This is a genomic window from Lebetimonas sp. JS138 (assembly GCF_000523335.1).
Classification (GTDB): domain Bacteria; phylum Campylobacterota; class Campylobacteria; order Campylobacterales; family Nautiliaceae; genus Lebetimonas.
Window position 1 is genome coordinate 1005430 of record NZ_ATHT01000001.1, and the last position, 23107, is coordinate 1028536.

The window sequence follows — 23107 nt, forward strand, 5'->3', positions numbered from 1 at the left end:
TTTATGTAATTTTATCAAAAAGGTATAAAAATGAAAAACAGGTTTAGAAAAAAGTGTTTGGATAAAAAAATTTATAACAGATATTTGCTTTCAAAGAAAATATCAAAAGAAATTTATAATCTGGCGAAAAATTATAAAAATATACTTTTTTTTATCCCTTTGAAAAATGAGCCTGATATAAAAGGGGTGATTAACGCTTTAAGAAGGGAAAAAAAGAATATTTTCGTCCCGTTTATGCAAGATTTAAGCTTTAAGATGGTAAAATATCAATTGCCGATAAAAAAGAAAAAATTCTCAATTTTCGAGCCTGTAAACAAACAAAAAACTTTACAAAAAATAGATCTTGCAATAGTGCCTGTTGTGGGAATAACACAAAATTTTCAAAGAATAGGGTTTGGCAGGGGAATGTATGACAGATTTTTCGCCAATCTCAAATATAAGCCAAAAATTGTTTTCTTGCAGTTAACGCCTTGCGCCACAAAATTAAATGTGGCAGATAAGTTTGATATTAAGGCGGATGAATATATAAGTTTTAATATAAGGAGAAAAAATGAACGTTTTAATAATTTTAGCCGTTTCGATATTATCCGCTCTGGCGGGATACTTTATAGCCAGAAAAATTGATGTGGCAAAATATGATATTTATCTTTCAGAAGCCAAAGCCAAAGCAAAAGCTATTGAACATGAAGCTGAAATTTTGCTTGAAAATACAAAATCAAAAGCAAAAGAAATAGAACTTGAAGCTAAAAATTCTTTGGAAAAACAAAAAATTGAGCTTCAAAAAGAGTATGAAAACAAATTAAATGAAATTTTGAAAAAAGAAGAAGAAATTGAAGAATTGGTTGAGCAGCAAATGCAGGATGCACAAAAACTTGAACGGGAAAAGAATTTATTTGAAAAAGAAAAAAAAGTTATTGAAAAATTAAAAAACACTTTTAACCAAAAGATAAAAATACTTCAGGAAAAACTTGAAAATGCGGCAGGTCTTACAAAAGACGAAGCAAAAGAAATTTTATTAAATTCCTTAAAAGAGGATTTAAAAGATGATGTGGCGCATCTTACTAGAAAAATTATCAAAGAAGCTGAAAATAACGCAAAAAAAGAAGCGCAGTTTATAATAGCACAGGCAACTACGAGATATGCAGGAGATTTTGCAGGTGAGAGGCTTATAAATGTTGTTCCGATAGGAGATGATGAAATGAAAGGCAGAATTATAGGAAAAGAGGGTAAAAACATAAAAACACTTGAAATGGTGACAGGCTGCGATATTATAATAGACGACACCCCGGAAGCCATAACTGTCAGCAGTTTCAATATCTATAGACGTCAAATTGCAGTTGAAACCATAAAAAGGTTGGTGGAAGACGGAAGAATCCAGCCTGCCAGAATTGAAGATATTTATAAAAAAGTTACAGATGAATTTGAAGAAAAAGTTTTAAAAGAGGGTGAAGATATAATAATAGATTTGGGGCTTGCAAGTGCCAAAATACATCCCGAAATTGTCAAATTAATAGGAAGGCTTAAATACCGTGCAAGTTACGGACAAAATGCACTTGCACATTCTTTGGAAGTTGCGCATTTGGCAGGAATTATGGCTGCTGAAATAGGAGGAGACGAACTTTTGGCAAAAAGGGCAGGTCTTTTACATGATATAGGTAAAGCTCTGACTCATGATTTTGGAGGGGACCATGTAACGTTAGGATATGATTTATGTAAAAGATATAAAGAACCGGAAGTTGTGCTTAATGCAATAAAAGCACATCACGGGCATGAAGAAGCTAAAAGTATTGAAGCTGCGGCAGTCTGTGCGGCAGATGCCCTTTCTGCCGCAAGGCCGGGAGCAAGAAGAGAAGTTCTTGAAGCATTCTTAAAAAGGGTTGAATCGATAGAAAATATCGCCACTTCTTATCCTGAGGTATTAAATGCTTATGCTCTTAATGCGGGAAGAGAAGTTAGGGTAATAGTTGAAGCCGATTTGGTAAATGATGATGAGGCGGTTCTTTTAAGCAGAGAAATTGCAAAAAGAATTGAAAATGAGGTTAGTTTTCCGGGTGAAATTAAAGTAACCGTTATCAGGGAAAAAAGGGCCATATCTTTTGCGGCGGCATAAAATAGTGAAAATGGTGAGTAGTGAGTTGTGAGTGGTGAGCATGCCCGGCCGCTTGCAAAGCGGCGGGGTAGTGAATTATGAATTATGAATTATGAATTGAAAGTGGTCAAGTTCCACCAAGTAGCCAAGTTCCAAGCGAAAAGTGAGCTTGCTCACCTGGCTATCAAAAGCGGCTATGGTGAAAAATTAAAAATGAAAAGTGAAAAGTGATGGAAGTTTTAGCAAGACCTTTTGGGGAATTTCAAACAAACTGTTATATAGTTGATAAAAAAATTATTATTGACCCGGGCATTGGTGCGTTTGAGTGGATAAAAGAGAATGTAAAAGACCCTGTTGCAATAATCAACACCCATGGTCATTTTGACCATATCTGGGATGATAAGAAAGTAAAAGAATATTTTAATATTCCAATTTACATCCATAAAAATGATGCGTTTTTCTTGGAAAACGACCAGTTTGGTTTTAACCCTCCAAAAGTAAAACCGGATTTTTTACTTAATGAAGGTAATTATAAAATAGGGAATTTTGATATTTTAATCCGTCATTTTCCAGGGCATACACCGGGCAGTATCACTGTTGAAACAAGCGAATTTTTATTTAGCGGGGATTTTATATTTGACGGAAGCATAGGAAGGGTTGATTTTCCTTATTCAAATCCCGAGGATATGAAAAAATCAATCAAAAAATTTTTAAAAATTCCTTATGATAAAAAAATGTATCCGGGACATGGACCTGCCACAACAATAAAAAAGGCTCAGAAATTTCTTCCAATGTGGCTTGAATATCTTTAAAACTTTATTCCCTCTTTTAACAGGGCTTTATGGATATGGCTCATTTGAATAGATTTGTTTTTACACCATTTGGGGGCAAGCAGGTTTTCAGTTCCTGCCGTCATTCTTTGTATTGATACGTTTTGCGGCAGCATTTTAATGGCTTTAATTAATGTGTCTATATAAAGTTCTTCGTCTATCGGTTCAAAATTTCCTTTTTTATATTCAAGCGCTAAAAGTGTGTTTTGTGTTACATATAACGGATGAAATTTAACTGAATCCACTCCGAGATTGATTACATCTTCTACGGATTTTAGCATATCTTTTTGTGTTTCCCCCGGAAGTCCGAAAATTATATGAGCACATACATTTATCCCCATTTCTTTTGTTTTTTTTATGGTTTTTGCAATGTCTTCAAAAATTTCGGCCCTATTTATTTTGGCAAGTGTTTTATTGTTAGAACTCTGAACTCCGTATTCTATCCATATTTCATAATTTTTACTGAGTTCTTTTAAGTAATTCAAAGTATTTTCATCTATACTGTCGGCTCTTGTGCCGATGCTAAGACCAATTGCGTCGGGCAAATTCAAAGCTTTTTGATAAAGTGTTTTCAGAGTTGAAAAAGGGGCGTAAGTGTTTGTGAAACTTTGGAAATAGACTAAAAATTTTTCACTTTTATACAAATCTTTATAAAGTTTTACAGTTTCATTATATTGGGAATGCAGTTCTTTTAACTGTTTTTTTAAAAGAGGGTTTTCTTTTTTTAAAGGGGTTAAAGTAAATTTTTCTTTTTTAAAATTGGGGGAAAAGCTTTCATTTTCACAAAACACACACCCTCCCCTGGCTTTTGTCCCGTCAATATTAGGGCATGTGAAACCAGGTACGGAAATAGGAACTTTTTTTATTCTTTTATCAAATTTTTGTTTTAAATATTTTCCAAATGTATATAATTTATCCATAAACCTTCTTTTTACTTTTTATAACAAAAAAGAGAGGAAAAGTCTTGATAAAAGAAAAAACAGTTTTAAGAGGGGCTCAAATGTTTTCTAAAAAAGTTCCTTTGTTGGTAAGAAATCCTTTTTCTTTTAGTGCTTTGTTAAGTTCAGCTATAAGTTGTATTTTTGAACACTATTTTGAAATCTATATAATTTAATTTGTTTAAATTTCTTTTTCTTATTTTTGTATTTTCCATCCTTTCCCTTTAATTAATTCAAACATTTCGGTCATTATGCTTCCAAACATTGCGCTGATAGAATCTTTGACAGCACCAAAAAAACCTGTAAACTGTTCTTTTAAATCTTCCATAAAAGTGGTTTTTTCATCTGAATCTTCATCTTCCTGAACATTATATACCATAACCATTGTAGCCGCAATAACCGTTCCCGCTTTTTTTACAAAAGCCCCGGTTCTTCCAATGCTCTCGTAGCGTAAATGGTATAAGTCCGTCTGTCCAGTCGATAAACGGTCCGCTTCCGTCAAACGTCAGTTTGAAAACAATATACATCGTTGGTAGAATCCACCACATTAACAACACTATCCGGTTTTTCCTGCTTAAACTGTATGTTCCCGGAAGGTCGATAAGTTTTAAAGCGTTACCCCCGGCCAGTTCCCGACTTTTAAATTTGCACCTGCAATAGTATTAATTAATGCGGTTTTTCCCACATTCGGGTTTCCTGCAAAAGCAACCTGTTTTTTCAACTTTAATTTTTTCTCCTCTGATAATTCCCATATCTCTTAATTTTCTTTTATCTCCTCCACAATTATTTTGTTTGCAAGTCCAAATCCAAGGGCGATTCTGGATTCTCCTGCTTTTATAAGCAAAGGTCCCATATTATAAGTTCCTTATTTAATATATTCAACGAAAATCTTATCTGCAAGTCCTTCACCTATCACATGTTTTTTGCCTGTTTCTTTAACAGTTACCATTAAAGGTATTTTTTCTATATCTTTAATGTATAAAACCTTCTTTCCCACCTTCAAAATTTGCAACATCTGCACTCTCCCCCGGACTTAACTCAGCCAGTCTTTTTCCGTTTTCCATAATAACAGCTCTTGCCGATTCAAATCCTATAAGTCCTGTCTCTTATAATTAAATTCAACCAATTTTGTATTAGAATCTCCTTATATTTTTTTATTTCAAAAAGTCCATCATAAGATTTTAATGATAACTATTATCAACTTAATATTTGTTTAATAAAATGCGAGTATTATTCTTTTACAGTATGAAAAAGGCAAAAATAAAAAAATAATTTATTCAGGCAATATACCGTATATTCTCAGAGAATAAAGACAGATGTTTTTGTGTTATAGGTATAAAAAAACAATTAAGCGTTTATAGTCTGCAACAAATGCCACAGAGTTATAAAAAGTTTTTTACTCTTTTACATCAAATAAATTCACAAGGAGAATAAATGAAAAAAACAACACTCGGCGCACTGAAACTAAATCTTTTAGTGGAATAAGTGCAGACAGGGATTTTTTATACAGATGCAAATTATGAGGGTGAAAAGGATGATTTTTCTTATAGCTTAGGCGTTCAATATGCAAATCAGCATTATAATAATGAAGATTCAGCTAAAGTTTACGGATTTAGTGCAAGTGCAGGGTATAAAGGTTCTTTACATCTGCAAACTTCTTAACAATTGCTGAGGCTGGAAAAGACGGAGATGCAGTATTGGTAAACGGAGAATGGGACGCAAGTGATGTTATAAAAGGTCTTAGTATTTATTCAGATGTTGATGACAAGATTAATGATGATAAATTTAAAAATACAAGAGTGTTTGTAAATTACGCTTTTTAAAGACACTTTTTTGTGTCTTTAAAAAAAAAGGTGGATAGAATGAAAATAAAAAAATATTTAATTCAGGGTATTGTTTTATTTTTGGCAATATTTTCTTCTGTTATAATTTATACTGCTGTTTTTAATATATTAGAGGGATGAATTTAAAAATATCCGGATTTATATCTTGTAATAAAAAAACAATACCCTGAATTGAATATAGGAATAGCAACGGTTTATCGCACACTTGCAATGCTTGAAGAAAACAGTCTGATTAAAAAATTTGAAATACCAAAATCCAAGAAAAAATAGCAAAAGAACAGGAAAAAGAGAAAAAATCATAAACGGGATAATTGCCGTCAAAGCAGGCAAAACAGTAATTTTCCCTTTTATCATTTATCGCTTTTATTATGCTTTCAATAGAAAGATAGGCCAGGCTGTCGGCCTCTATATATTTTCTAATTTCTTCCACACTCATTTTGCTTGCAATAAGCTCTTCTTTTGTAGGAGTGTCTACACCATAATAACAAGGTGCTATGGTTGCCGGAGCCGCTATTCTCATATGAACTTCTTTTGCACCCGCATCTCTTAGCATTCTGACTATTCTTTTGGATGTTGTCCCCCTGACGATTGAATCGTCAATTACAACAAGTCTTTTACCTTTTATTTTTTCAATAATTGGAGAGAGTTTCATTTTAACTTTTAAATTTCTTATTTCCTGAGTTGGTTCTATAAATGTTCTTCCTACGTAATGGTTTCTCATAATTCCCATTTCAAACGGAATGCCGCTTTCTTCTGAATACCCCAGAGCCGCTGCAACCCCGCTGTCCGGTACAGGAACAACCATATCGGCAACAACCGGAAGTTCTTTTGCTAATTTTCTTCCCATCTGTTTTCTTGCAAGATAAACATTTTTTCCAAAAACATCACTGTCGGGTCTTGCAAAATAGATATATTCAAAAATACACTGCTTTGGCGAAGGCTTGAAAACCATTTCGCTTTTAATTTCATTATCTTCAAAAATAATCATCTCTCCGGGTTTTATATCTCTTATAAATTCGGCATCTACCAGCTCAAATGCGCATGTCTCGCTGGCTACAATATAGCCGCCTGAGCGTATTTTTCCGATAGAAAGAGGCCTGAATCCAAACGGATCCCTTAAGGCAAACATTTTATGCCGGGAAAGAATAACCAGTGAAAAAGCCCCTTTTACTTTTTTAACGGCATCTGTTATTCTTTCTTTGAGGGTGTTTTTCTGATAATCTTTGGCTATAAGATGAATTAAATTTTCTGTGTCCATATTACTTTGGAAAATAGCCCCTTTTTTTATAAGTTCTTTTCTTATTTCTTTTGCATTTACCAAATTTCCGTTATGTACTATTGAAATTTCCCCAAGTCCGTATCTTGCAAATATAGGCTGGGCATCAAGTATGGAATCGTCTCCTGCGGTGGAATATCTCGTATGGCCTATTGCCATATCGCCTTTTAAAATTTTAAAATCTTCTTCTTTAAAAATCTGTGTTACAAGTCCCCTGTTTTTAACCGTTTTGATGTGACCTTTAAAACTGCTGCTGATTCCTGCCGCCTCCTGACCGCGGTGCTGCATTGAAAAAAGAGAGTAAAATGCAAGTTTGCTTGCATTTTCATTACCGTAAATACCTACTACTGAACACATTTTTACTTCCTTAATCCCAATGCATCATTAATTGAATAAAGCCCCGGTTTTTGATTTATAAGCCATTTTGAAACTTTAATGGCGCCCCTTGCAAAGGTTTCCCTGTTTGTAGCCGTATGATTAAGTTCTAAGAATTCCCCGTCATTATAAAATCCTACAGTATGTCTTCCCACTACGTCTCCTCCACGCAAGGCAAAAACACCTATTTCATTTTTTGTTCTAGCCCCCACATGGCCGCTTCTTCCGGTAATCATTACATCTTTAAGTTCAAGTCCCCTGGCATTTGCACATGTTTTTGCTAATGTTAAGGCGGTACCGCTTGGAGCGTCGACTTTGTATCTGTGATGCTGTTCCACTATTTCAATATCAAAATCTTTAAGTTTTTCGCTGACCATTGCCACGAGTTTGTTTAAAATAGCAACACCTAAGCTCATATTTGTGGCATATAAAATAGGTGCTTTTTGGCTTGCCTCAATCATTAAATTTTTTTGGTGGTCATTAAGACCTGTAGTGGCGATAACAAGTGGTTTTGGATTTTCAAGGGCTGCTTCAAGAAGTTTTTGAGTCGCAATAGGTGCTGAGAAATCAATTGCTACATCAGAATTTTCAAGAAGTGTTTTTGCATCATTTGTTATTATAGTTTTTTCAGGAAATTCAACACTCTGTTTGCCTGTAAACATTACAGCTGAAAGAATGTCATCCGAATTTTTAATAATATTTACTAAAAGCTGACCCACTCTTCCGGTTGCACCAACAATTCCGTATTTCATTTATTCTCCTTTAGGTATTTTATAGCATTAATAGCCGCTGTTGCTCCATCTCCCGCTGCCGCAACAACCTGTTTGATGCTTGATTCCCTTACGTCTCCAGCCGCATATAGCCCTTTTAAACTGGTTTGCATTTTTAAATTTACTTTTACTTCTCCAAATTCGTTAAGTTCGGCTAAATCCTTTACCAGCTCATTATTTACATTCATACCTACAAATACAAATATTCCCTCGACGTTAATTTTTTCGTTTGAAGATAAAATTATACCTTCTACAAACTCATTTCCATATACTTTTTTGACGGTTTCGTTATAAATTATTTCAATATTTTCTGTATTAAAGACTTTTTTTTGAGTTGACGGGGCTGCGCGGAATTCAGAGCGTCTGTGGATTAAATATACTTTTTTTGCAATTTTGCTTAGATAGAGGGCTTCTTCCAAAGCTGTATCTCCCCCTCCTATTACGGCTACGATTCTGTCTTTATAGAAAAACCCGTCACACACTGCGCAATAACTGACGCCTTTTCCGGTATATTCTCTTTCGCCCTCAAATCCTGCTTTTCTTGGTGTGGCACCGGTTGCCAAAATTACAGCTTTTGCCGTATATTCATTCTTATGCGTTTTAATTTTCCATTTTCCATTTTCCATTATTAATTGTAATGCTTCCTCGCTTTTTATCTCGCATCCGAATTTTTTTGCCTGCTCGGGCCAGCACATCATCATTTCAAGTCCGCTTTTAACTTCACACACTCCGGGGTAATTTTCTATTTCACTGCTCAAAGTTATCTGCCCTCCGGGATTTAATTTTTCAAGAATTAGAGTTTTTGCTCCGAGTCTGCTTGCATATATTCCTGCACTTAGTCCCGCAGGTCCTCCTCCGATTATAATTACATCATATTCCATTTTTTCCTCCATTTTTAACTTTTCAACTCAGCTACTTAACTTCTTGGCAACTTACTCACAACTCACTATTCACTACTCACTTTTTTTAAAGGGCTGTCCTGCTTGTATAATAATTTATGATATCTTTTTATATTTACAGCAACAGGCACTTCATAAATGTTAAGATATTGTATAAGTTTAATTATAGTATTTATTCCGGCTGTTGTATAGATAATATTCGGATAATTTTTGCGTTTTTGATAAATATCTACTACTAAAACAGGGTAATGTGTTTTTATGTGTTTTATTAAATTTTTGAGATTGTTCATACGTGAGCTGAAAATAAGCAAAGTATATTCGTTTTTTTTGGGTATAAAAATATCATTTTTGGTATAAAGTATAATATTTTCAAAATTAACAAATTTATATTCACTGAATTTATATTTATAGTAGAAAAAAAAAGCAGCTACCATTAATGCTCCGAAAAAGGAGCTGAATGTATAGAAGAATTTACTTTTCAATTAAAGAAGCGAATTAATTTTTTCTTCGTACATAGCTTTTGGTGCAGCACCTATCATTGCATCGACAACTTCACCGTTTTTTATAAATAAAACTGTTGGAATACTTCTGATTCCAAATTGAATAGCAAGTTCTTGTTGTTCATCTGTATTAATTTTACCTACTGCTACGCCTTTGTCTTTATATTCTTCGCTTAATTCTTCAATAATAGGAGCAACCATTCTACAAGGTCCGCACCAAGGCGCCCAAAAATCTACTACAACTAATTTATTGTTTTTTACAGTTTCTTCAAAATTTTCTTTAGTAATTTCTAATGCCATTTTAATCCTTTTTTTTATTGAATTATATCCAAAATTTTATTAATTACCCATTAACAGAGGCTGTTTTTTTAAATTTTAACGATAAAATAACAAATCTTACAAACTGCCAAATTATACATTTTCTTTTCCATCTCTCAAAAGGAGTCGGATACATCCCAAATTTAGTTTCATCATATGCTCTTTTTTCCCATTCTTTTATTTTTAATCCTATTTGAGGACTTCTAATTGCCATTTTTTTCTCCTTAATTTTAATCTGGAATCAAATACCAAAAAGGTTTTGCTTTCGCTTTGTATAAAAACAGATAATGCATGAGCCACTTAAACCAGTGACCGGCACTTCCTACTTCACCTATTGTATATTTAATATCTCTTCCAAAATCCGGATATTTTTTGAAATCAGGTATTGTAGGATAAACAGACATACTTCCTGCAATTCCCCTAAATCCGTAATTTATGGAAACAATACAAATACTTGCAAGTTCTGCCATACTTGCTTTATGTCTGAAGCTTGGTTTTCCTTCAAGTATCCATTCTGCTATATTTAGAGCTGTTGCGTGAGCCATAACAGCGCTTGGCATACCTGTTCTTGGAGGTGCCGGTGTCAACGGACGGCCTGATTTAGTTTTATTTGGCATTGAAATTGGATGAGGAGGAGCGAATGCAATACCTACTGCAAATATGTTTTCATATGTCGGATTTTGAAGTTTTTTTGGCCAGTCTTCACCACTCCATTCATGATACGGTTTTTGCCCGCTTGAATAATCTGCATCTACTATCATTAATCCGTTTGGTTTAAATAGTTTATCTGTATAATCTTCCTCGTTTGGACCAACAGCTGTAATTCCGACACCGCTAAACGGAGGAATAAGCATTGCAAAATCATATTCGACTGTTTTTTCTTCACCTTCATATGTCTCATAATATACTTTGCCTCTCTCTACCTTATAAACACTTGCTCTTTTAATCCAGTCAACCCCATATTCACTAAACATAGAACGAATTATGTTTTTTGTATGTGTGATATAACCGTTGTTTTTAACATATGCACCGCCAAGGCCCAAATCACCTAAATCCATTTCATTAGTAATATAAGTTACATCAATATAATCCATTAAATCCAAATCATATATTAAAGATGCCACATTCATTGTATATTCAACCGCAGCACCCTGACAAGTACATCCACCATGTCCAAGACCGATAAGAACTTTTTGTTTTTCACCTTTTTTTGCTTTTTCTATAACTTTTTGAAGCTCTTTCCATGCATGATCCGCATGATTGTAACTGCATATAGATGTAGTATTTCCTGTCTCCGGTCCAAGCCCGGGAGTGGCTGAAAAATTTAATTTTGGACCGGTGGCATTAATTAAATAATCAAAATAAACTTTTTCTTTTTCTCCAGCTCTTGCACCTGCAGTATATTCAATAGTTACATACGGCTTGCTTTCTCCTGCATCACCTTCTGGATGAATACTAAGAGCTTTTGCCTGTTTAAATTCAATTCCAAGTTTAGAATATACAGGAGCTAATTCAAAATATACCTGTTCAGGCTTCATAGCACCTATTCCAACCCAGATATTTGAAGGAACCCATTGATATTTTGAATTAGGAGAAACTACAATAACTTCTGCTTTATTTTTAAGATTATGTTTTAAATTCATAGCTGCCGTATGTCCTGAAATACCTGCCCCTAAAACAACTATTTTTGGTTTCATTTTTAACCTTTTTTATTTTTTTATGTTTAATTATAACTCAAATATCTAATTTAAGATAATTTTTATCTTTATTTAATTAAAAGTTATTAAAAACTATAATCTGAAATTATTGACTATAAAGGTGACAGACACAACTTTTAATTAGAAATTATAAATGTTGAGTTATAAATTAAAAAAATAAAAATTAATTTAACATTTGAAATTTAACATTTATAATTATATTGGGTTTTGCCCAAAAGGGCAGGGAGTTAATGATGTTCGTAAGAATCTGTTACGTTTCTTATATCGAATATTTTATCAAGCAATGCAAAAACCGCTATGCCTATACCGAGACATCCTATAATTATCATCCATTCCATTGGATGAGGGGCAATATATGCATATGGGGTAATTGCGTCTAACTGGTAAACACCGTTTGCTTGATATCCCAGACCGTCAACCCTTGCGCTCATAGGAATAATATTACCTCCGAAAATAAATGCCTGTCTCATTAAAAATGCGCCTATAACTGCAGAAATGCCGCCTATTAATACAGCACCTTTACTCTTTGAAAAAAACAGGATAAAAGGAATTACAATTCCCAAAATCAGCCATCCCCAATACATCCAGCTGATTGGGCTTCCTTTAATCATTAAATTTACCCATTTAGGATCTACCAACATAAAATCTATTATTTCATAAATAGCGGCCAAAACTGTTAAAACAATCCCTGTTTTTGCTGCAATTTTAATAAAGTCGTCAAAATAAGGTTTTTCTCTTAATCCTAAAAATGCAAAAATAATTGCTCCGCCTATTCCTGTGATTCCACCTGTAATTAGGAAATAAATCCAAAGCTGAGGAATATCTGTCCATAAATGTCTTGGTGTGTTTTGGTTAAATAATAAACCTTGGATATAAAATTCTCCCAAGTCAATACATAAACTTAATATAACCAAAATTAACGCAAGTTTTTTCGCCAAATCTCTTTTGGATGTAATTAAGAAATAAATTTCGATAAATGTAAACGGTATATAAATACTGTATAAAGGCAGCATTAACCACATACCCGCCTGAGGCTGAGGATTTAAAACCATCCAGTAAATATGTAATAAGTTACCTAAGTCGCTTGCGATAGAAACTAATCCGCCAAAAACCATTGAAATACCGAAAGTCATCATAGCGGCTGCTACTTTTGGAGCAACTTTTACATGGAAAAGTTCTCCCAATGCAGTTAAGAAAATCAAGGCGCTTCCGCCGTAAAGCAGATAAACATACTGAGTTACAAATACGCCCCAAGGTTCCGCTTTGTTTACTTCTTCTATTTCCGGTAGATTAAAAATCTGCTCTTTCAAAGCAATAGCGGCATGTTTCAGTGCTTCAGGGTCACCTCCGGCTGCCACCATTCCTGCCTGGGAAATAAAATCGTGAAAATATCTTAAATGAAACAGTTCATACCAGCCTACCAAACCTATCGCTATTAAAACATATGCAATAAGCATTACTTTGTTAAAAAATAATTCTGTAAAACTGACTCTATTTATATTTAATCCGCAGCAATTTATATAATTTTTCATAGCGGCTCCTTACGCTTTTTTCCACTCAGGTTCTTTGGCCTGAGTTGCAGCTTCATATAATGGTTTAATCTCATCCCATGTGTGTGTTTTAACATCACCCAATGTTCTTTTTGCATATTCTTTATTTTCCGGTACAAGATAAAATAATTTAGGAAGCGTGCCTTCTTCTTCTTTTAAGAAGAAAAATTCTCTTTGTTTTAGTAAATTTACCAAATCGGAATCTTCATCTTCCAAATCACCGAATGTTCTAACTTTAGTCGGACATGTCGCACTACAGGCGGTTGTTCCGTATTCCTGGATTCTTCCGTCGCAGAATGTACATTTGTCAACTGCGTGTTTTGTCTCATCCACAAATCTTGCGCCGTAAGGGCAGGCTTCCATACAACCTTTACATAAAATACACATGGAAGGGTCTACTTTAACAAGTCCCCCTTCTGCATAATGGCTTGCCCCTGTAGGACATACAGTTACACATGGTGCGTCAATACAGTGATTACATTGAGACGGATAAAAATTTAAAAACGCGTCAGCGAGTGTTTTTCCGCCTTCTACAATACCAACCCATATTCTTTGTTTATCAGCTCCTAACATTACTCCGTTTTCGTCTTTACATGCCACTTCACATGCTCTACAGTCTATACAGTTTTGATATTCAAGTGCAATTGCATAATTTGCCATGGCTTACACCTTTCTTATTTTTACAAGAGTTTCGTTCATACTTGCGGAACCAAGAATTGGATCAATTGCGTTTTCACAAATCATAGCCTGGGATATACCGTTTTTGTATCCAAGTGTCATCATTGGAGACTGAGATCCAAACCCTGTTGCGATAAACGCCGTATCTTTTCTGATTCTTTTTGTAGGATAAACTTTGGCTCTTACTTTTTTACCCTGTTCGCTTGTAAGTTCCACTTCATCCTTGAATTTAAGCCCCATTTCTTTTGCAAGTTCATCATTTATCCACATATAATTATAATTCATTAAATCAAGCAGTAAATAGTTGTTTGAATGAAAACTTTGAGTAAAATATGCGTGTCTTCCGACTACCACCCTCACTTCTTTTTCATTGGTGTTTGGAGCTTTATATAAGCTGTCTCTCCACATAGGAAACATTCTTAAAGTTTCTATTTTACCGTTTATAGGATTTGTGAATTTTTTACCTTCCAATCCTTTTAAGGCTACTTTAATATATTTTCCTTTTTTAGGGACAATATAATAATCTTTCGGAAGAGTGGTAAATTTTTGATAAACAGTTTCAGCTAATTCATTTTTATTTTGAGTATCTTTTTTGAATGCTTTTAAATGTTCATCCAAAATACCTGATTTAACTGCATTTTCTATTCCAGGCCAGTAAACCCCCCATTCTTTTGCTATTTTGGCGGCTTCTTCTCCGTATAGTTCCTTCATTGTTTCTTCGTTATACTCAGAAACAGTTTTATCATAAGCCGCTGTTAATCTGAATGTTTCAATTCCCAAATCATCATCGCTCGCATGCTCTAAAATCGCTTTTAGAAGTTTTTCATCTTTAATATCTGCTTTTAATTTTGTTTTATCTATTTTAAAATCATCTGTTAAATATTTGGTTAAATCAAAGTTTTTTGGAAGTTTTACTCCAAAACCGCCTTCGTCCCAGGTATATTTAAATGTAATTGCCGCAAAAGGCTTTTCTATTCTTTTTGAAAGTTCTTTGCACATAAAATATATATCCTGAGCGTATCCTCTAGGTTCGACTCCCTGGCTTCTCCAGGTAATGTAAGGTTCTATTGTATTAAACATTTTTAAAGGGGATTCTCTTTCTACATAAACGGTATCCGGCAAGATTACGTCTGCATAAAGAGCTGTATCGGTTCCCTGAATGTCAATTACAACCACCAAATCCATTGTTTCATACATTTTGGCGGTTTTTTCATAATCAGGAACCGATTGAAGCGGATTTTGTTTATAATGGAATGCCGCTCTTACAGGATATTCATTATCAGCTAATTTTTCGCCTTTTTTCCATCTGGTATTTACATCCAAAATTGTATCTCTGATAATAGGCCAGCTACCTTTTTGAGGGTTGCCCAATGGATATGTGTTTGGTTTTAAGCAGGCAATATCAATTCTTGTTTTTGCGTTATCATAAATAGGAAAATCCTCATATTCATAGCTTTCAAATTTTAATCCTCTTCCAAGAATAATTCCGCCCGGTCTGTTAACGCATCCGTGAATTGAATTGAAAATCGCCTGAGCACGTCTAAAATCAAAATCCTGATAATACCATGTGGATTTTCTGCTTCTGTAGCAGTTTGCGGCACCTTTATATTTTTCAGCCGCATCTGAAAATTCTTTTGTAATTCTTCTGATTGTAGAAGCAGGAATTTCAGTTATTTTTTCAGCCCATTCAGGAGTATATTTGGCACCTTCACCCGTTGTAAAGAATTTTTCAAGTTCTTCAACTCCGGTAACATATTTTTTAATATAATCAGCCTTATAAGGAGTTTTATGAAAACCTTTATTAATGCTTTCATGAATCATTGCAAGGATTAAAGCACCGTCGGTTCCAGGTTTGATAGGAATAAATTCATCAGCCTGGGCAGCTGTATTAGTGTATCTTACATCAACATACACGATTTTTTCAATTCCTCTTTTGTGTGTTCTTTTAAACATATCAAGAGTATCCGGGGTTACAATTCCCTCAGCCCTGTTTGCTCCTAAGTTCAAAAGATATTTTGTGTTTCTGAAATCTCCCTGTCCCCAACTTCCAAATGTTAAGCTGTTTGCTATAAATGAAGGCGCAAAACATGTTGAAAAGTGGTCAATAAAGTTAGCAGTTCCAATACCGTTTACCAAGTTCATTATAATTGGTTCATCAACTACCCCTGATGTTGCACCGACACCGAAAAGGAATGTGCTTCTGTTATCTTTTTCCTCATCAAGTATTTTAATCATTTTTTTAGCAATATAATCAAGCGCTTCATCCCAAGAGGCTTTTCTAAATTTACCTTCACCTCTTTTCCCAACCCTGATTAAAGGTGTTGTAATTCTATCCGGGTCGTATTCTTCCGCAATTCCCGCATTACCCCTTGCACACATAAAATTTCTGCTTTTTGGATAAAGCGGATTCGGGTCTATTTTTGTTACCTTCCCATCAACGTTTCTAACAATTACCCCGCACATGTTTACGCACATACCGCAAACATTGGGGGTAAATTTTGCGTTTTTAATATCTTCTTCTTTCTTTTCTTTTTCGTTTAAACCTTCTTCATAAGGTCCAAAAGCAAATGCTGATGAGCCGGTTACCGCTACACCTGCTGCCGCAGCTGCTGAACCTTTCAGGAAGCTCCTTCTTTTTAAATCAACAATTTCAGACATTGATTCTCCTTTTAGAAATTTACGTAGTAATTGTAGCATAGTATTGAAAAAAATATATATCCCGAAGAGGGATATAAGAGAAAATTATCTTAATTTAATTAAAAGTTATATCTGATATAAGCTCTTATGTCTTTAGCTTTTTTAACATAACTGAACATTGTGTTATCTGGGTTACCCATATCACCAAAGAATGCATCACTTCCAGGATGATTGTATTTAATGTATGTATATCTTAACTGTGCTGTTAGATGAGGAATAATCTGATGATTGTAATATACATCAAAAGCGTGTCCTCTAACTGCTGCAATGCTTCCGGCTAATGTATCTTCTCCGTAAGTAAAGCTTCTCCAGTATTTGCTTCCGTTTACATAAGATAGACCGAATCTGTCGTTATCTGCAAATCCCGGCATATCAGCACCTACCCAGATACTGTGACCTGTTCTTTTTTTATCTGAACCAAGCATAGTTTGTCCGGATTTAGGTCTTGTTTCTGAAAATGCCCAAGAAACAAATGCTGTAGTGTTGTCAAGAAAATCGCTTATCCCGTCACCGATTCCTTGAGCCGCAAATACGGCGTTTTCACCGAAATAATTTCCTAATGTTGCCATGTCAGCAACAAATGTACTAGGACCTGTGAAAGCCATTTTAAAACCTTGAAGGTTAAATGCCCAGACTGTTTCTGTTTTTAATGAATATTGTCCGTCATCATAAGGAATTAATAAAAATCCTCCAAAATCTGCATGATGAGCATTACCTTTTGTATAATCAGGTTGAGTGTTGTTTAATGACCATTTTCCGTTAGAAGCGGTATAACCTCTTCCCAAACAGAATTTAATCCATGTTCCCCAATCAGCAAATTTATCTGATAGTTTAGAGAATAATGAGTTTCCAACTTCAAAACTGAATCCGTCAAATTCCATATTGATTAAATGTCCAAGCGGACTGTTTGCATTGTCTTCGTCAACTAAATTAGCTGGAAATCCCTGAGTCGCCGGTCTTCTACCCGCACTGAACATTAATCCGTTATCCGGACCAAACCAGTAATTAAAGAAAGCTTCTTTGATTCTGATATTTGCATCGTCAGGTGTTTCATTTACTACCCAGTCAACATTTTGGAAAGGTTGATTCATGCTGTTAATTGAAGTCATACCAAATACTTTATTGGCTTCGACTCTTACAGTTGCTTTTAAATTATCTGCGGGTTTGTATACACCTGTTAGGATAATTCTGTTTTGTAAAACCTGACCAATATGATCTTTTTTGTCAGTTTGTCCTGTAACTACACCTGCAAATTGATGTCCGCTTTGTCCTGTCATATCAGGAGCAATATTATATGTTAATCCTGATGTTGTTTGTTTGTTAAGATAATCGAATGCTGTTCTTAAATCATATCCCCAAAATAGATGTGAATTTACTACCACAGGCGATACTTTTTTATAGTATCTGTCGTTTTGTTCGTCAACTTTTTTTTCAACTTTTTGCTGGCTGGTTTTTAACTGATTTAATTGTTGCTGTAAAAGCTCGATTTGTTTTTGTAACTGCTCAACCGTAGGCTGTGCGAAAAGTCCTGCTACAACTGATGCTGAAAGTAAAAATTTTTTCATTTTTTTTTCTCCTTTGATTTTTTAATTTAATTTCGGATTTTTTTAGTCAGTGCAAATTATAACAAATTTAATGTAATTGTCTACCTCTCCCGGAGGTATTTTTTTTAAAGTCATCCGGGAGGTATTCTTCCCTGCAGTATTTGGGTGAAGAATACTTTTAAATAAGGGAGTTTGCCTTTTTCAATTATCTTTTGCATTCCTTTAGCAGCTTTTGGGTTCAATGTTTTTAGCTTTTCTAAAAAAGGTTTTGCGTTATCGGCAAACAATGCATTTAACTGATCTGGCGTTACAACGTTTAATTTTTTTAACAGTTCCGGCGCTTTTAATGTATGGCCGCCCGAATGTTTGATGTATCTTATGTATGCTCTGTAACCCGCTGTATAAGCGTTGATTGCATAAGCAAAAGATACAAGCATAATTGCACTGACTAAAATTTTAGAAAATTTCATAATCCGCCTTTAATGAATAAATGTTCATTTGCAATGAAATGATACATCATTTTTCCTTAAAGTTTGCTTAAAATAAAAAAAATTTATAACAAATTTAACAAATTTTTGCTAAATAAATGAAATTTGGAGATTTTTGTATGATTTTTCAATCCTTTTATTAATATTAGAATATGATATAATTTTATAAAAAAGGCAGTTATTGAAAGAAAAAGCGTATATACTTTTGGCAAAACAGGAAAACATATCAAACAGAAAGGCCAAGGAACTCATTGACAGAGGTTTGGTTTATGCAAGGGAAAAAAAAATAAAGATAGCAAGAGGGCTTCTTCCTGCTAATATAAAATTTAAAATTATCAATATTCCTGATATAAGAAAAATTTATGAGGATAAAAATATAGTGGTAGTTGACAAACCCCCGTTTATTACGAGCGAAGAAATTTCTCAAAAATTTAAACAGCCGCTTTTGCACAGGCTTGATAAGCAAACAAGCGGTATTCTTGTAATGGTAAAAAATAAAGAGTTTAGAAAACGGGCCATTGAAGAATTTAGAAATAAAAATGTTTATAAAGAATATATTGCATGGGTAGAAGGTATAATCGCCCAAAATGACATTATAAACCTTCCTATTGAAATTATTAAGACAAAATCGGCTTCTTTTGCTAAAATTTCACCAAAAGGTGAAGAGGCGGTTACCCAAATTGAGCCGATTTTGGCATTCAGGACAAAATCTAAAATAAAAGCCGTTATCCATACAGGAAGAACACATCAGATAAGGGCTCATTTAAAAGCGATTGAACATCCTATTATAGGAGATGTGAAATACGGGGGAAAAGAATACGCAAGGGTAATGCTTCACCACCATAAATTTAAACTGTTTGATTATGAATTTATTTCACCAGAGCCAGATGATTTTAAAATGCAGGAAGAAAAGTAATCAATTGAAAATGGAAAATTAAAAATTAGTTTTATTGTTACTATTTTTTTACAACTCACTAAAATGTAAAGGAGAATAATGTTTGGAAAAATAAGTGAAGGTTTTAGAAATGCAATTAATAAAATCAAACTTAAAGATGATGAGAAATCTTTAAAAAAAGCGCTCGATGAACTTAAAAAAAACTTGTTAAAAGCGGATGTTCATTTTAAAACGGTAAAAGAACTTATTAAAAAAGTGGAAATTGAAACAAAAAGAAAAGGTATAGGAAAAGCAAATTTTTTAATGGCGCTTGAAGATGCCCTAACCCAAATACTTAAAGCCCCGGGAAATTTCGGATTTGTATTTTCTCCCAAACCTCCCACTGTTGTAATGATGACAGGCCTTCAGGGTAGCGGTAAAACAACCACAACTGCAAAATTAGCATATTATCTTAAAACATTTAAAAAGAAAAAAGTGTTAATGGTTGCGGCCGATTTACAAAGACTTGCAGCGGTTGAACAGCTTAAACAGTTAGCCGAGGCAAACGGGCTTGATATATATTATGATGAATTTGCAAAAGACGCCGTTGAAGTTGTTAAAAAAGGTGTTGAATTTGCTAAAAGTAAATATTATGATGTTGTGCTTATAGATACGGCGGGACGCCTTGCTATTGATGAAGAGCTTATGAGCGAACTTGTTAAAATGAAAAAAGAGGTGAATCCGGATGAAATTTTTTACGTAGCCGATTCGCTCACGGGTAAAGATGCAATAAATACCGCCAAAACTTTTGATGAAAAACTTGATATATCAGGTGTTATTTTAACCAAATACGATGGTGACAGCAAAGGCGGGGTTGCCTTAAGCATTGCCCATCAGGCCCATAAACCTCTGAGATTCCTGGGAACCGGAGAAAAAATAGCAGATTTGGAAGTATTTATGCCCGAGAGGATTGTAAACAGATTATTAGGAGCCGGGGATATAGAAGGGCTTGTTGAAAAAACGGCCGCTATAATGGATGAAAAAGAAGCCAAAAAAATATCCAAAAAAATTAAAAAAGGCGAATTTAATTACGAAGATTTTATAAAGCAGCTTGAACAGATTAAAAAGCTCGGGAGTATGAAAAACCTGCTTTCAATGATTCCCGGAATGGGCGGAATGTTAAAACAGTTAGGAGAAATTGACCTTGAAAATTCTGATGAAATTAAAAAAATAAAAGCCATGGTAAATTCCATGACCCCAAAAGAGAGAACCAATTCGAAATTACTAAAAGAGAGTGCAAGTAGAAGAAGAAGAATCGCGAGCGGAGCAGGACTTAGTGTACAGGAAGTAAACAGAATCAATAAACAGTTTCAGAATGCGGCAAAAATGGCAAAAAAATTTGCCGGTAAGAAAATTCCAAATATGAATGAGCTTATGAATATGACAAAAGGCTTGAATTTTCCAAAATAATGTATTAAAATTTCACATTATTTTTAATGGGTCGGTTTGGGCGGGATAAAAAATAAATAAATAAACTAAGGAGATACACGTGGTAAAAATCAGACTTGCAAGATTTGGTAGAAAAAAAAGACCTTTTTACAGAATAGTTGTAACAGATTCAAAAAAAAGAAGAGATTCAGGATGGATAGAATCAGTAGGATATTATAATCCTTTAACTGAACCAGCAACAGTAAAAATGGATTTAGACAGGGTAAATTATTGGATTGGTGTAGGTGCTAAAATGAGTGAAAGAGTTATTAAACTAAAAAAAATAGCTGAAGAAAACGCTTAATGGTTGAATCTTTTGTAAGGGAATATGCCAAACTTTTGGCATTTGAACCTGATGTAATTAAAAGTGAAATTGTGCCGCATAGTGATTTTGATGAAATTATAATTTATGCAAAAAAAGCCGATGTGGGCAGAATAATAGGTAAAGACGGGGCAATGGTAAAAGCTATAAAAACCGTTATAAGCGGCTGCAGGGCAAAAGAAGATAAAAATTATAAAATTACACTAAAAGCATATGAATAAAAAAATTCCAATTGCAAAAATTGGAAAAACTTACGGGGTGAAGGGATGGCAGAAACTTCACCTCCTAACCGACTTTCCGGAGCAGTTCAAACCTAATGCTACATTTGAATCCGACAGAATAGATTTAACCATAGAAAAAATAGATATAAAAAGAAATCTGGTTAAATTTAAAGGCATAAATACACCCGAAGAAGCCAAGAAACTTATTAACAGAGTCCTTTATACCACTTCTGAAAAAACAAAAGAAGAAATAAAATTAAAAGAAAACGAATATTTCTGGTTTGAAATTATCGGATGTGAAGTAATGGAAAATATTGAGAATCGCCAAGTTGGAAGTTCCAAGTTCCAAGTTTTAGGAAAAGTGGTTGAAATAGAAAGGGTGGATGTAGATTATTTAATAATTAAAACCGGTGAATCTCTGGTAAATAAAGGTTATCCAAAAAGATTTTTAATTGATTTTAAAAGAAATGTGGAAAATGTGGATGTTGAAAATAAAAAAATTTATGCTAAAGGTGCAATAGATATTCTTGAAAGTCTTAAATGAAAATTGTTTTTGTTACTCTTTTCTCCAATTTAATAAAACCTTATTTTGAAGATTCTATTTTAAAAAAAGCATTAGAAAAATCTGTTTTTGAAATAGAATTTGTAAATTTTAGAGAATTTGCCGAAAATAGACATATGCATATAGACACTCCTCCTGCCGGGGGTGGGGCCGGAATGGTTATTGATAATATTGCCTTAAGGGGATGTTTAAATTTTTTAAAAAATAAATATCAAAATGCAAAAACTATTTTTTTAACTCCCGTTGGAAAAGTTTATAATCAAAAAGACGCTGTTCGTTTAAGTTACGAGGATGTTTTAATATTAGTTTCCGGAAGATATGAGGGATTTGATGAAAGGCTTATAGAAGATTTTGCGAATGAGGTTATAAGTATAGGCGATTTTATACTAACAGGCGGAGAGCTTGGAAGTTTAATAATAGCTGATAGTGTGTTAAGAAATATTAAGGGAGTTTTAGGAAACAGTGAAAGTTTAGTTGAAGAGAGTTTTAACAATAATCTGCTTGAAGCCCCCCAATTTTCAAAAACGGGTAAAATTCCGGAAATTTTAAAAAGCGGAAATCATAAAAAAATAAAAAAGTGGAAAGAAAAAACTTCGCTTTTTAAAACTAAATTTCATAGACCTGATTTATTTCAAATAAATAATAAAAAATTGAAAATGTAAAATTAATGTTTAGAATTTAATTTGTTTTTTTGTTAATTTTTGATATAATTACGCTTCAAAATAAGTGTGGATGCCCTAAGCGGCCAATGGCACAAAGGAGAAAATAATGAGAAACAGATACATCGAGGCTTTTGAAGCTAAACAAATTGAAGGAAAAAATGTTCCTGAATTCAGACCCGGAGACACTGTAAGGGTCGCGGTTGAAATTAAAGAAGGCGATAAAAAAAGAATTCAAAATTTTGAAGGTGTGGTAATTGCAATTAAAGGCACCGGTGCAGGCAAAACATTTACCGTGAGAAAAATCGGTGCAAACAATATCGGAGTGGAAAGAATTTTTCCATTTTACAGCGAAAGTATTGCCGGTATCGAAGTGGTAAGAAAAGGTAGAGTCAGAAGGGCAAAACTTTATTATTTAAGAGAAAAAACAGGTAAAAAAGCAAGAATCAAAGAAAGAAGAGATTAAT

Annotated in this window: 28 protein-coding genes and 1 pseudogene; 13 read left to right on the forward strand and 16 right to left on the reverse strand. The window is 33.9% G+C overall.

What is annotated here, in order from left to right; all coding sequences use genetic code 11:
- The first annotated feature begins 30 nt into the window (after positions 1–30).
- From DZ67_RS0105780 to DZ67_RS0105795, 3 genes are all read left to right on the forward strand, one after another.
- Positions 31–624 (forward strand): 5-formyltetrahydrofolate cyclo-ligase, encoded by a 594-nt coding sequence (locus tag DZ67_RS0105780; RefSeq protein WP_024791889.1) that lies wholly within the window; start codon positions 31–33, stop codon positions 622–624.
- Positions 551–2110, forward strand: coding sequence for a ribonuclease Y (gene rny, locus DZ67_RS0105785; protein ID WP_024791890.1), 1560 nt, complete (start codon positions 551–553; stop codon positions 2108–2110). The genes DZ67_RS0105780 and rny overlap by 74 nt, the downstream gene beginning before the upstream one ends.
- 209 nt (positions 2111–2319) lie before the next feature.
- Positions 2320–2901 (forward strand): MBL fold metallo-hydrolase, encoded by a 582-nt coding sequence (locus tag DZ67_RS0105795; protein ID WP_024791891.1) that lies wholly within the window; start codon positions 2320–2322, stop codon positions 2899–2901.
- Here DZ67_RS0105795 and DZ67_RS0105800 read toward each other — a convergent pair.
- From DZ67_RS0105800 to DZ67_RS10590, 4 genes and pseudogenes are all read right to left on the reverse strand, one after another.
- Positions 2898–3839, reverse strand: coding sequence for a TIGR01212 family radical SAM protein (locus DZ67_RS0105800; protein ID WP_024791892.1), 942 nt, complete (start codon positions 3837–3839; stop codon positions 2898–2900). The two genes, DZ67_RS0105795 and DZ67_RS0105800, sit on opposite strands and share 4 nt — an antisense overlap.
- Positions 3840–4053: 214 nt before the next feature.
- Positions 4054–4359, reverse strand: coding sequence for a hypothetical protein (locus DZ67_RS10430; RefSeq protein WP_024791893.1), 306 nt, complete (start codon positions 4357–4359; stop codon positions 4054–4056).
- A 26-nt stretch (positions 4360–4385) separates the two neighbouring features.
- Positions 4386–4578 (reverse strand): annotated as a pseudogene (locus DZ67_RS11295) (FeoB small GTPase domain-containing protein); the annotation flags it as partial.
- A 36-nt stretch (positions 4579–4614) separates the two neighbouring features.
- On the reverse strand, positions 4615–4710 hold the full coding sequence (locus DZ67_RS10590) for a FeoA domain-containing protein (protein WP_156919575.1): 96 nt from the start codon (positions 4708–4710) through the stop codon (positions 4615–4617).
- Between the two features lie 632 nt (positions 4711–5342).
- Here DZ67_RS10590 and DZ67_RS10595 point away from each other — a divergent pair.
- The 3 genes from DZ67_RS10595 (at position 5343) to DZ67_RS11300 (ending at position 5971) form a co-directional block, all read left to right on the forward strand.
- Positions 5343–5519: a hypothetical protein gene (locus DZ67_RS10595; RefSeq protein WP_156919576.1), complete on the forward strand. Its 177-nt coding sequence runs from the start codon at positions 5343–5345 to the stop codon at positions 5517–5519.
- 35 nt (positions 5520–5554) lie between these two features.
- Positions 5555–5680: a hypothetical protein gene (locus DZ67_RS11065; RefSeq protein ID WP_269078237.1), complete on the forward strand. Its 126-nt coding sequence runs from the start codon at positions 5555–5557 to the stop codon at positions 5678–5680.
- Between the two features lie 192 nt (positions 5681–5872).
- Entirely contained in the window at positions 5873–5971 is a 99-nt protein-coding gene (locus DZ67_RS11300) for a transcriptional repressor (RefSeq protein ID WP_201768317.1), read from the forward strand.
- Here DZ67_RS11300 and purF read toward each other — a convergent pair.
- From purF to DZ67_RS0105905, 12 genes are all read right to left on the reverse strand, one after another.
- On the reverse strand, positions 5934–7334 hold the full coding sequence (gene purF, locus DZ67_RS0105850; RefSeq protein WP_084043348.1) for an amidophosphoribosyltransferase: 1401 nt from the start codon (positions 7332–7334) through the stop codon (positions 5934–5936). The two genes, DZ67_RS11300 and purF, sit on opposite strands and share 38 nt — an antisense overlap.
- A 2-nt stretch (positions 7335–7336) precedes the next feature.
- Positions 7337–8104 carry a 4-hydroxy-tetrahydrodipicolinate reductase gene (dapB, locus tag DZ67_RS0105855; protein ID WP_024789872.1) on the reverse strand — a complete coding sequence of 256 codons (768 nt, stop codon included), beginning with the start codon at positions 8102–8104 and terminating at the stop codon, positions 7337–7339.
- Complete coding sequence (gene trxB / locus DZ67_RS0105860; RefSeq protein ID WP_024789873.1) at positions 8101–9003, reverse strand: thioredoxin-disulfide reductase; 903 nt, start codon at positions 9001–9003, stop codon at positions 8101–8103. Before trxB ends, dapB begins: the two co-directional genes overlap by 4 nt.
- Before the next feature lie 65 nt (positions 9004–9068).
- Entirely contained in the window at positions 9069–9455 is a 387-nt protein-coding gene (locus DZ67_RS0105865) for a hypothetical protein (RefSeq protein ID WP_024791895.1), read from the reverse strand.
- Between the two features lie 48 nt (positions 9456–9503).
- The gene (gene trxA / locus DZ67_RS0105870) at positions 9504–9821 is read right to left on the reverse strand and encodes a thioredoxin (protein ID WP_024789875.1); all 318 of its coding nucleotides are present in this window, start codon (positions 9819–9821) and stop codon (positions 9504–9506) included.
- Positions 9822–9864: 43 nt separating this feature from the next.
- Positions 9865–10053: a hypothetical protein gene (locus DZ67_RS0105875; RefSeq protein WP_024787736.1), complete on the reverse strand. Its 189-nt coding sequence runs from the start codon at positions 10051–10053 to the stop codon at positions 9865–9867.
- Between the two features lie 16 nt (positions 10054–10069).
- Positions 10070–11536, reverse strand: coding sequence for an NAD(P)/FAD-dependent oxidoreductase (locus DZ67_RS0105880; RefSeq protein ID WP_024791896.1), 1467 nt, complete (start codon positions 11534–11536; stop codon positions 10070–10072).
- A 248-nt stretch (positions 11537–11784) separates the two neighbouring features.
- On the reverse strand, positions 11785–13089 hold the full coding sequence (locus DZ67_RS0105885) for a sulfide reductase (protein WP_024787738.1): 1305 nt from the start codon (positions 13087–13089) through the stop codon (positions 11785–11787).
- A 9-nt stretch (positions 13090–13098) separates the two neighbouring features.
- Complete coding sequence (locus tag DZ67_RS0105890) at positions 13099–13767, reverse strand: 4Fe-4S dicluster domain-containing protein (protein WP_024791897.1); 669 nt, start codon at positions 13765–13767, stop codon at positions 13099–13101.
- Between the two features lie 3 nt (positions 13768–13770).
- Positions 13771–16443: a molybdopterin-dependent oxidoreductase gene (locus DZ67_RS0105895; RefSeq protein ID WP_024787740.1), complete on the reverse strand. Its 2673-nt coding sequence runs from the start codon at positions 16441–16443 to the stop codon at positions 13771–13773.
- Between the two features lie 98 nt (positions 16444–16541).
- On the reverse strand, positions 16542–18047 hold the full coding sequence (locus DZ67_RS0105900) for a DUF3373 family protein (protein WP_024791898.1): 1506 nt from the start codon (positions 18045–18047) through the stop codon (positions 16542–16544).
- A 110-nt stretch (positions 18048–18157) separates the two neighbouring features.
- The gene (locus DZ67_RS0105905) at positions 18158–18496 is read right to left on the reverse strand and encodes a hypothetical protein (protein ID WP_024791899.1); all 339 of its coding nucleotides are present in this window, start codon (positions 18494–18496) and stop codon (positions 18158–18160) included.
- Between the two features lie 199 nt (positions 18497–18695).
- On the opposite strand from DZ67_RS0105905, the gene DZ67_RS0105910 reads away from it, so the two are divergent.
- The 7 genes from DZ67_RS0105910 to rplS all read left to right on the forward strand — a co-directional run bounded on the left by DZ67_RS0105910 (position 18696) and on the right by rplS (position 23106).
- On the forward strand, positions 18696–19430 hold the full coding sequence (locus tag DZ67_RS0105910; RefSeq protein ID WP_024787743.1) for an RluA family pseudouridine synthase: 735 nt from the start codon (positions 18696–18698) through the stop codon (positions 19428–19430).
- Positions 19431–19508: 78 nt separating this feature from the next.
- A complete protein-coding gene (ffh, locus tag DZ67_RS0105915) occupies positions 19509–20858 on the forward strand; it encodes a signal recognition particle protein (protein ID WP_024787744.1) in 1350 nt (449 codons plus the stop codon).
- A 79-nt stretch (positions 20859–20937) separates the two neighbouring features.
- Entirely contained in the window at positions 20938–21180 is a 243-nt protein-coding gene (rpsP, locus tag DZ67_RS0105920; protein WP_024787745.1) for a 30S ribosomal protein S16, read from the forward strand.
- Positions 21180–21419: a KH domain-containing protein gene (locus tag DZ67_RS0105925; RefSeq protein ID WP_024787746.1), complete on the forward strand. Its 240-nt coding sequence runs from the start codon at positions 21180–21182 to the stop codon at positions 21417–21419. Before rpsP ends, DZ67_RS0105925 begins: the two co-directional genes overlap by 1 nt.
- Entirely contained in the window at positions 21412–21963 is a 552-nt protein-coding gene (gene rimM / locus DZ67_RS0105930) for a ribosome maturation factor RimM (RefSeq protein ID WP_024790897.1), read from the forward strand. Before DZ67_RS0105925 ends, rimM begins: the two co-directional genes overlap by 8 nt.
- A complete protein-coding gene (trmD, locus tag DZ67_RS0105935) occupies positions 21960–22643 on the forward strand; it encodes a tRNA (guanosine(37)-N1)-methyltransferase TrmD (protein WP_024787748.1) in 684 nt (227 codons plus the stop codon). The genes rimM and trmD overlap by 4 nt, the downstream gene beginning before the upstream one ends.
- A gap of 106 nt (positions 22644–22749) precedes the next feature.
- Positions 22750–23106: a 50S ribosomal protein L19 gene (gene rplS / locus DZ67_RS0105940; RefSeq protein WP_024787749.1), complete on the forward strand. Its 357-nt coding sequence runs from the start codon at positions 22750–22752 to the stop codon at positions 23104–23106.
- Position 23107 lies beyond the last annotated feature (1 nt).

Coding starts and splice junctions, on each gene's coding strand:
- dapB (WP_024789872.1), bottom strand. CDS start 8,104: ATGAAATACGGAATTGTTGGTGCAACCGGAAGAGTGGGTCAGCTTTTA.
- DZ67_RS0105900 (WP_024791898.1), bottom strand. CDS start 18,047: ATGAAAAAATTTTTACTTTCAGCATCAGTTGTAGCAGGACTTTTCGCA.
- DZ67_RS0105925 (WP_024787746.1), top strand. CDS start 21,180: ATGGTTGAATCTTTTGTAAGGGAATATGCCAAACTTTTGGCATTTGAA.
- rimM (WP_024790897.1), top strand. CDS start 21,412: ATGAATAAAAAAATTCCAATTGCAAAAATTGGAAAAACTTACGGGGTG.
- DZ67_RS0105905 (WP_024791899.1), bottom strand. CDS start 18,496: ATGAAATTTTCTAAAATTTTAGTCAGTGCAATTATGCTTGTATCTTTT.
- purF (WP_084043348.1), bottom strand. CDS start 7,334: ATGTGTTCAGTAGTAGGTATTTACGGTAATGAAAATGCAAGCAAACTT.
- DZ67_RS0105865 (WP_024791895.1), bottom strand. CDS start 9,455: ATGGTAGCTGCTTTTTTTTTCTACTATAAATATAAATTCAGTGAATAT.
- DZ67_RS0105795 (WP_024791891.1), top strand. CDS start 2,320: ATGGAAGTTTTAGCAAGACCTTTTGGGGAATTTCAAACAAACTGTTAT.
- DZ67_RS0105800 (WP_024791892.1), bottom strand. CDS start 3,839: ATGGATAAATTATATACATTTGGAAAATATTTAAAACAAAAATTTGAT.
- rny (WP_024791890.1), top strand. CDS start 551: ATGAACGTTTTAATAATTTTAGCCGTTTCGATATTATCCGCTCTGGCG.
- DZ67_RS0105895 (WP_024787740.1), bottom strand. CDS start 16,443: ATGTCTGAAATTGTTGATTTAAAAAGAAGGAGCTTCCTGAAAGGTTCA.
- ffh (WP_024787744.1), top strand. CDS start 19,509: ATGTTTGGAAAAATAAGTGAAGGTTTTAGAAATGCAATTAATAAAATC.
- trxB (WP_024789873.1), bottom strand. CDS start 9,003: ATGGAATATGATGTAATTATAATCGGAGGAGGACCTGCGGGACTAAGT.
- DZ67_RS0105885 (WP_024787738.1), bottom strand. CDS start 13,089: ATGAAAAATTATATAAATTGCTGCGGATTAAATATAAATAGAGTCAGT.
- DZ67_RS10590 (WP_156919575.1), bottom strand. CDS start 4,710: ATGGGACCTTTGCTTATAAAAGCAGGAGAATCCAGAATCGCCCTTGGA.
- trmD (WP_024787748.1), top strand. CDS start 21,960: ATGAAAATTGTTTTTGTTACTCTTTTCTCCAATTTAATAAAACCTTAT.
- DZ67_RS0105875 (WP_024787736.1), bottom strand. CDS start 10,053: ATGGCAATTAGAAGTCCTCAAATAGGATTAAAAATAAAAGAATGGGAA.
- DZ67_RS0105890 (WP_024791897.1), bottom strand. CDS start 13,767: ATGGCAAATTATGCAATTGCACTTGAATATCAAAACTGTATAGACTGT.
- DZ67_RS0105880 (WP_024791896.1), bottom strand. CDS start 11,536: ATGAAACCAAAAATAGTTGTTTTAGGGGCAGGTATTTCAGGACATACG.
- DZ67_RS0105780 (WP_024791889.1), top strand. CDS start 31: ATGAAAAACAGGTTTAGAAAAAAGTGTTTGGATAAAAAAATTTATAAC.
- trxA (WP_024789875.1), bottom strand. CDS start 9,821: ATGGCATTAGAAATTACTAAAGAAAATTTTGAAGAAACTGTAAAAAAC.
- rplS (WP_024787749.1), top strand. CDS start 22,750: ATGAGAAACAGATACATCGAGGCTTTTGAAGCTAAACAAATTGAAGGA.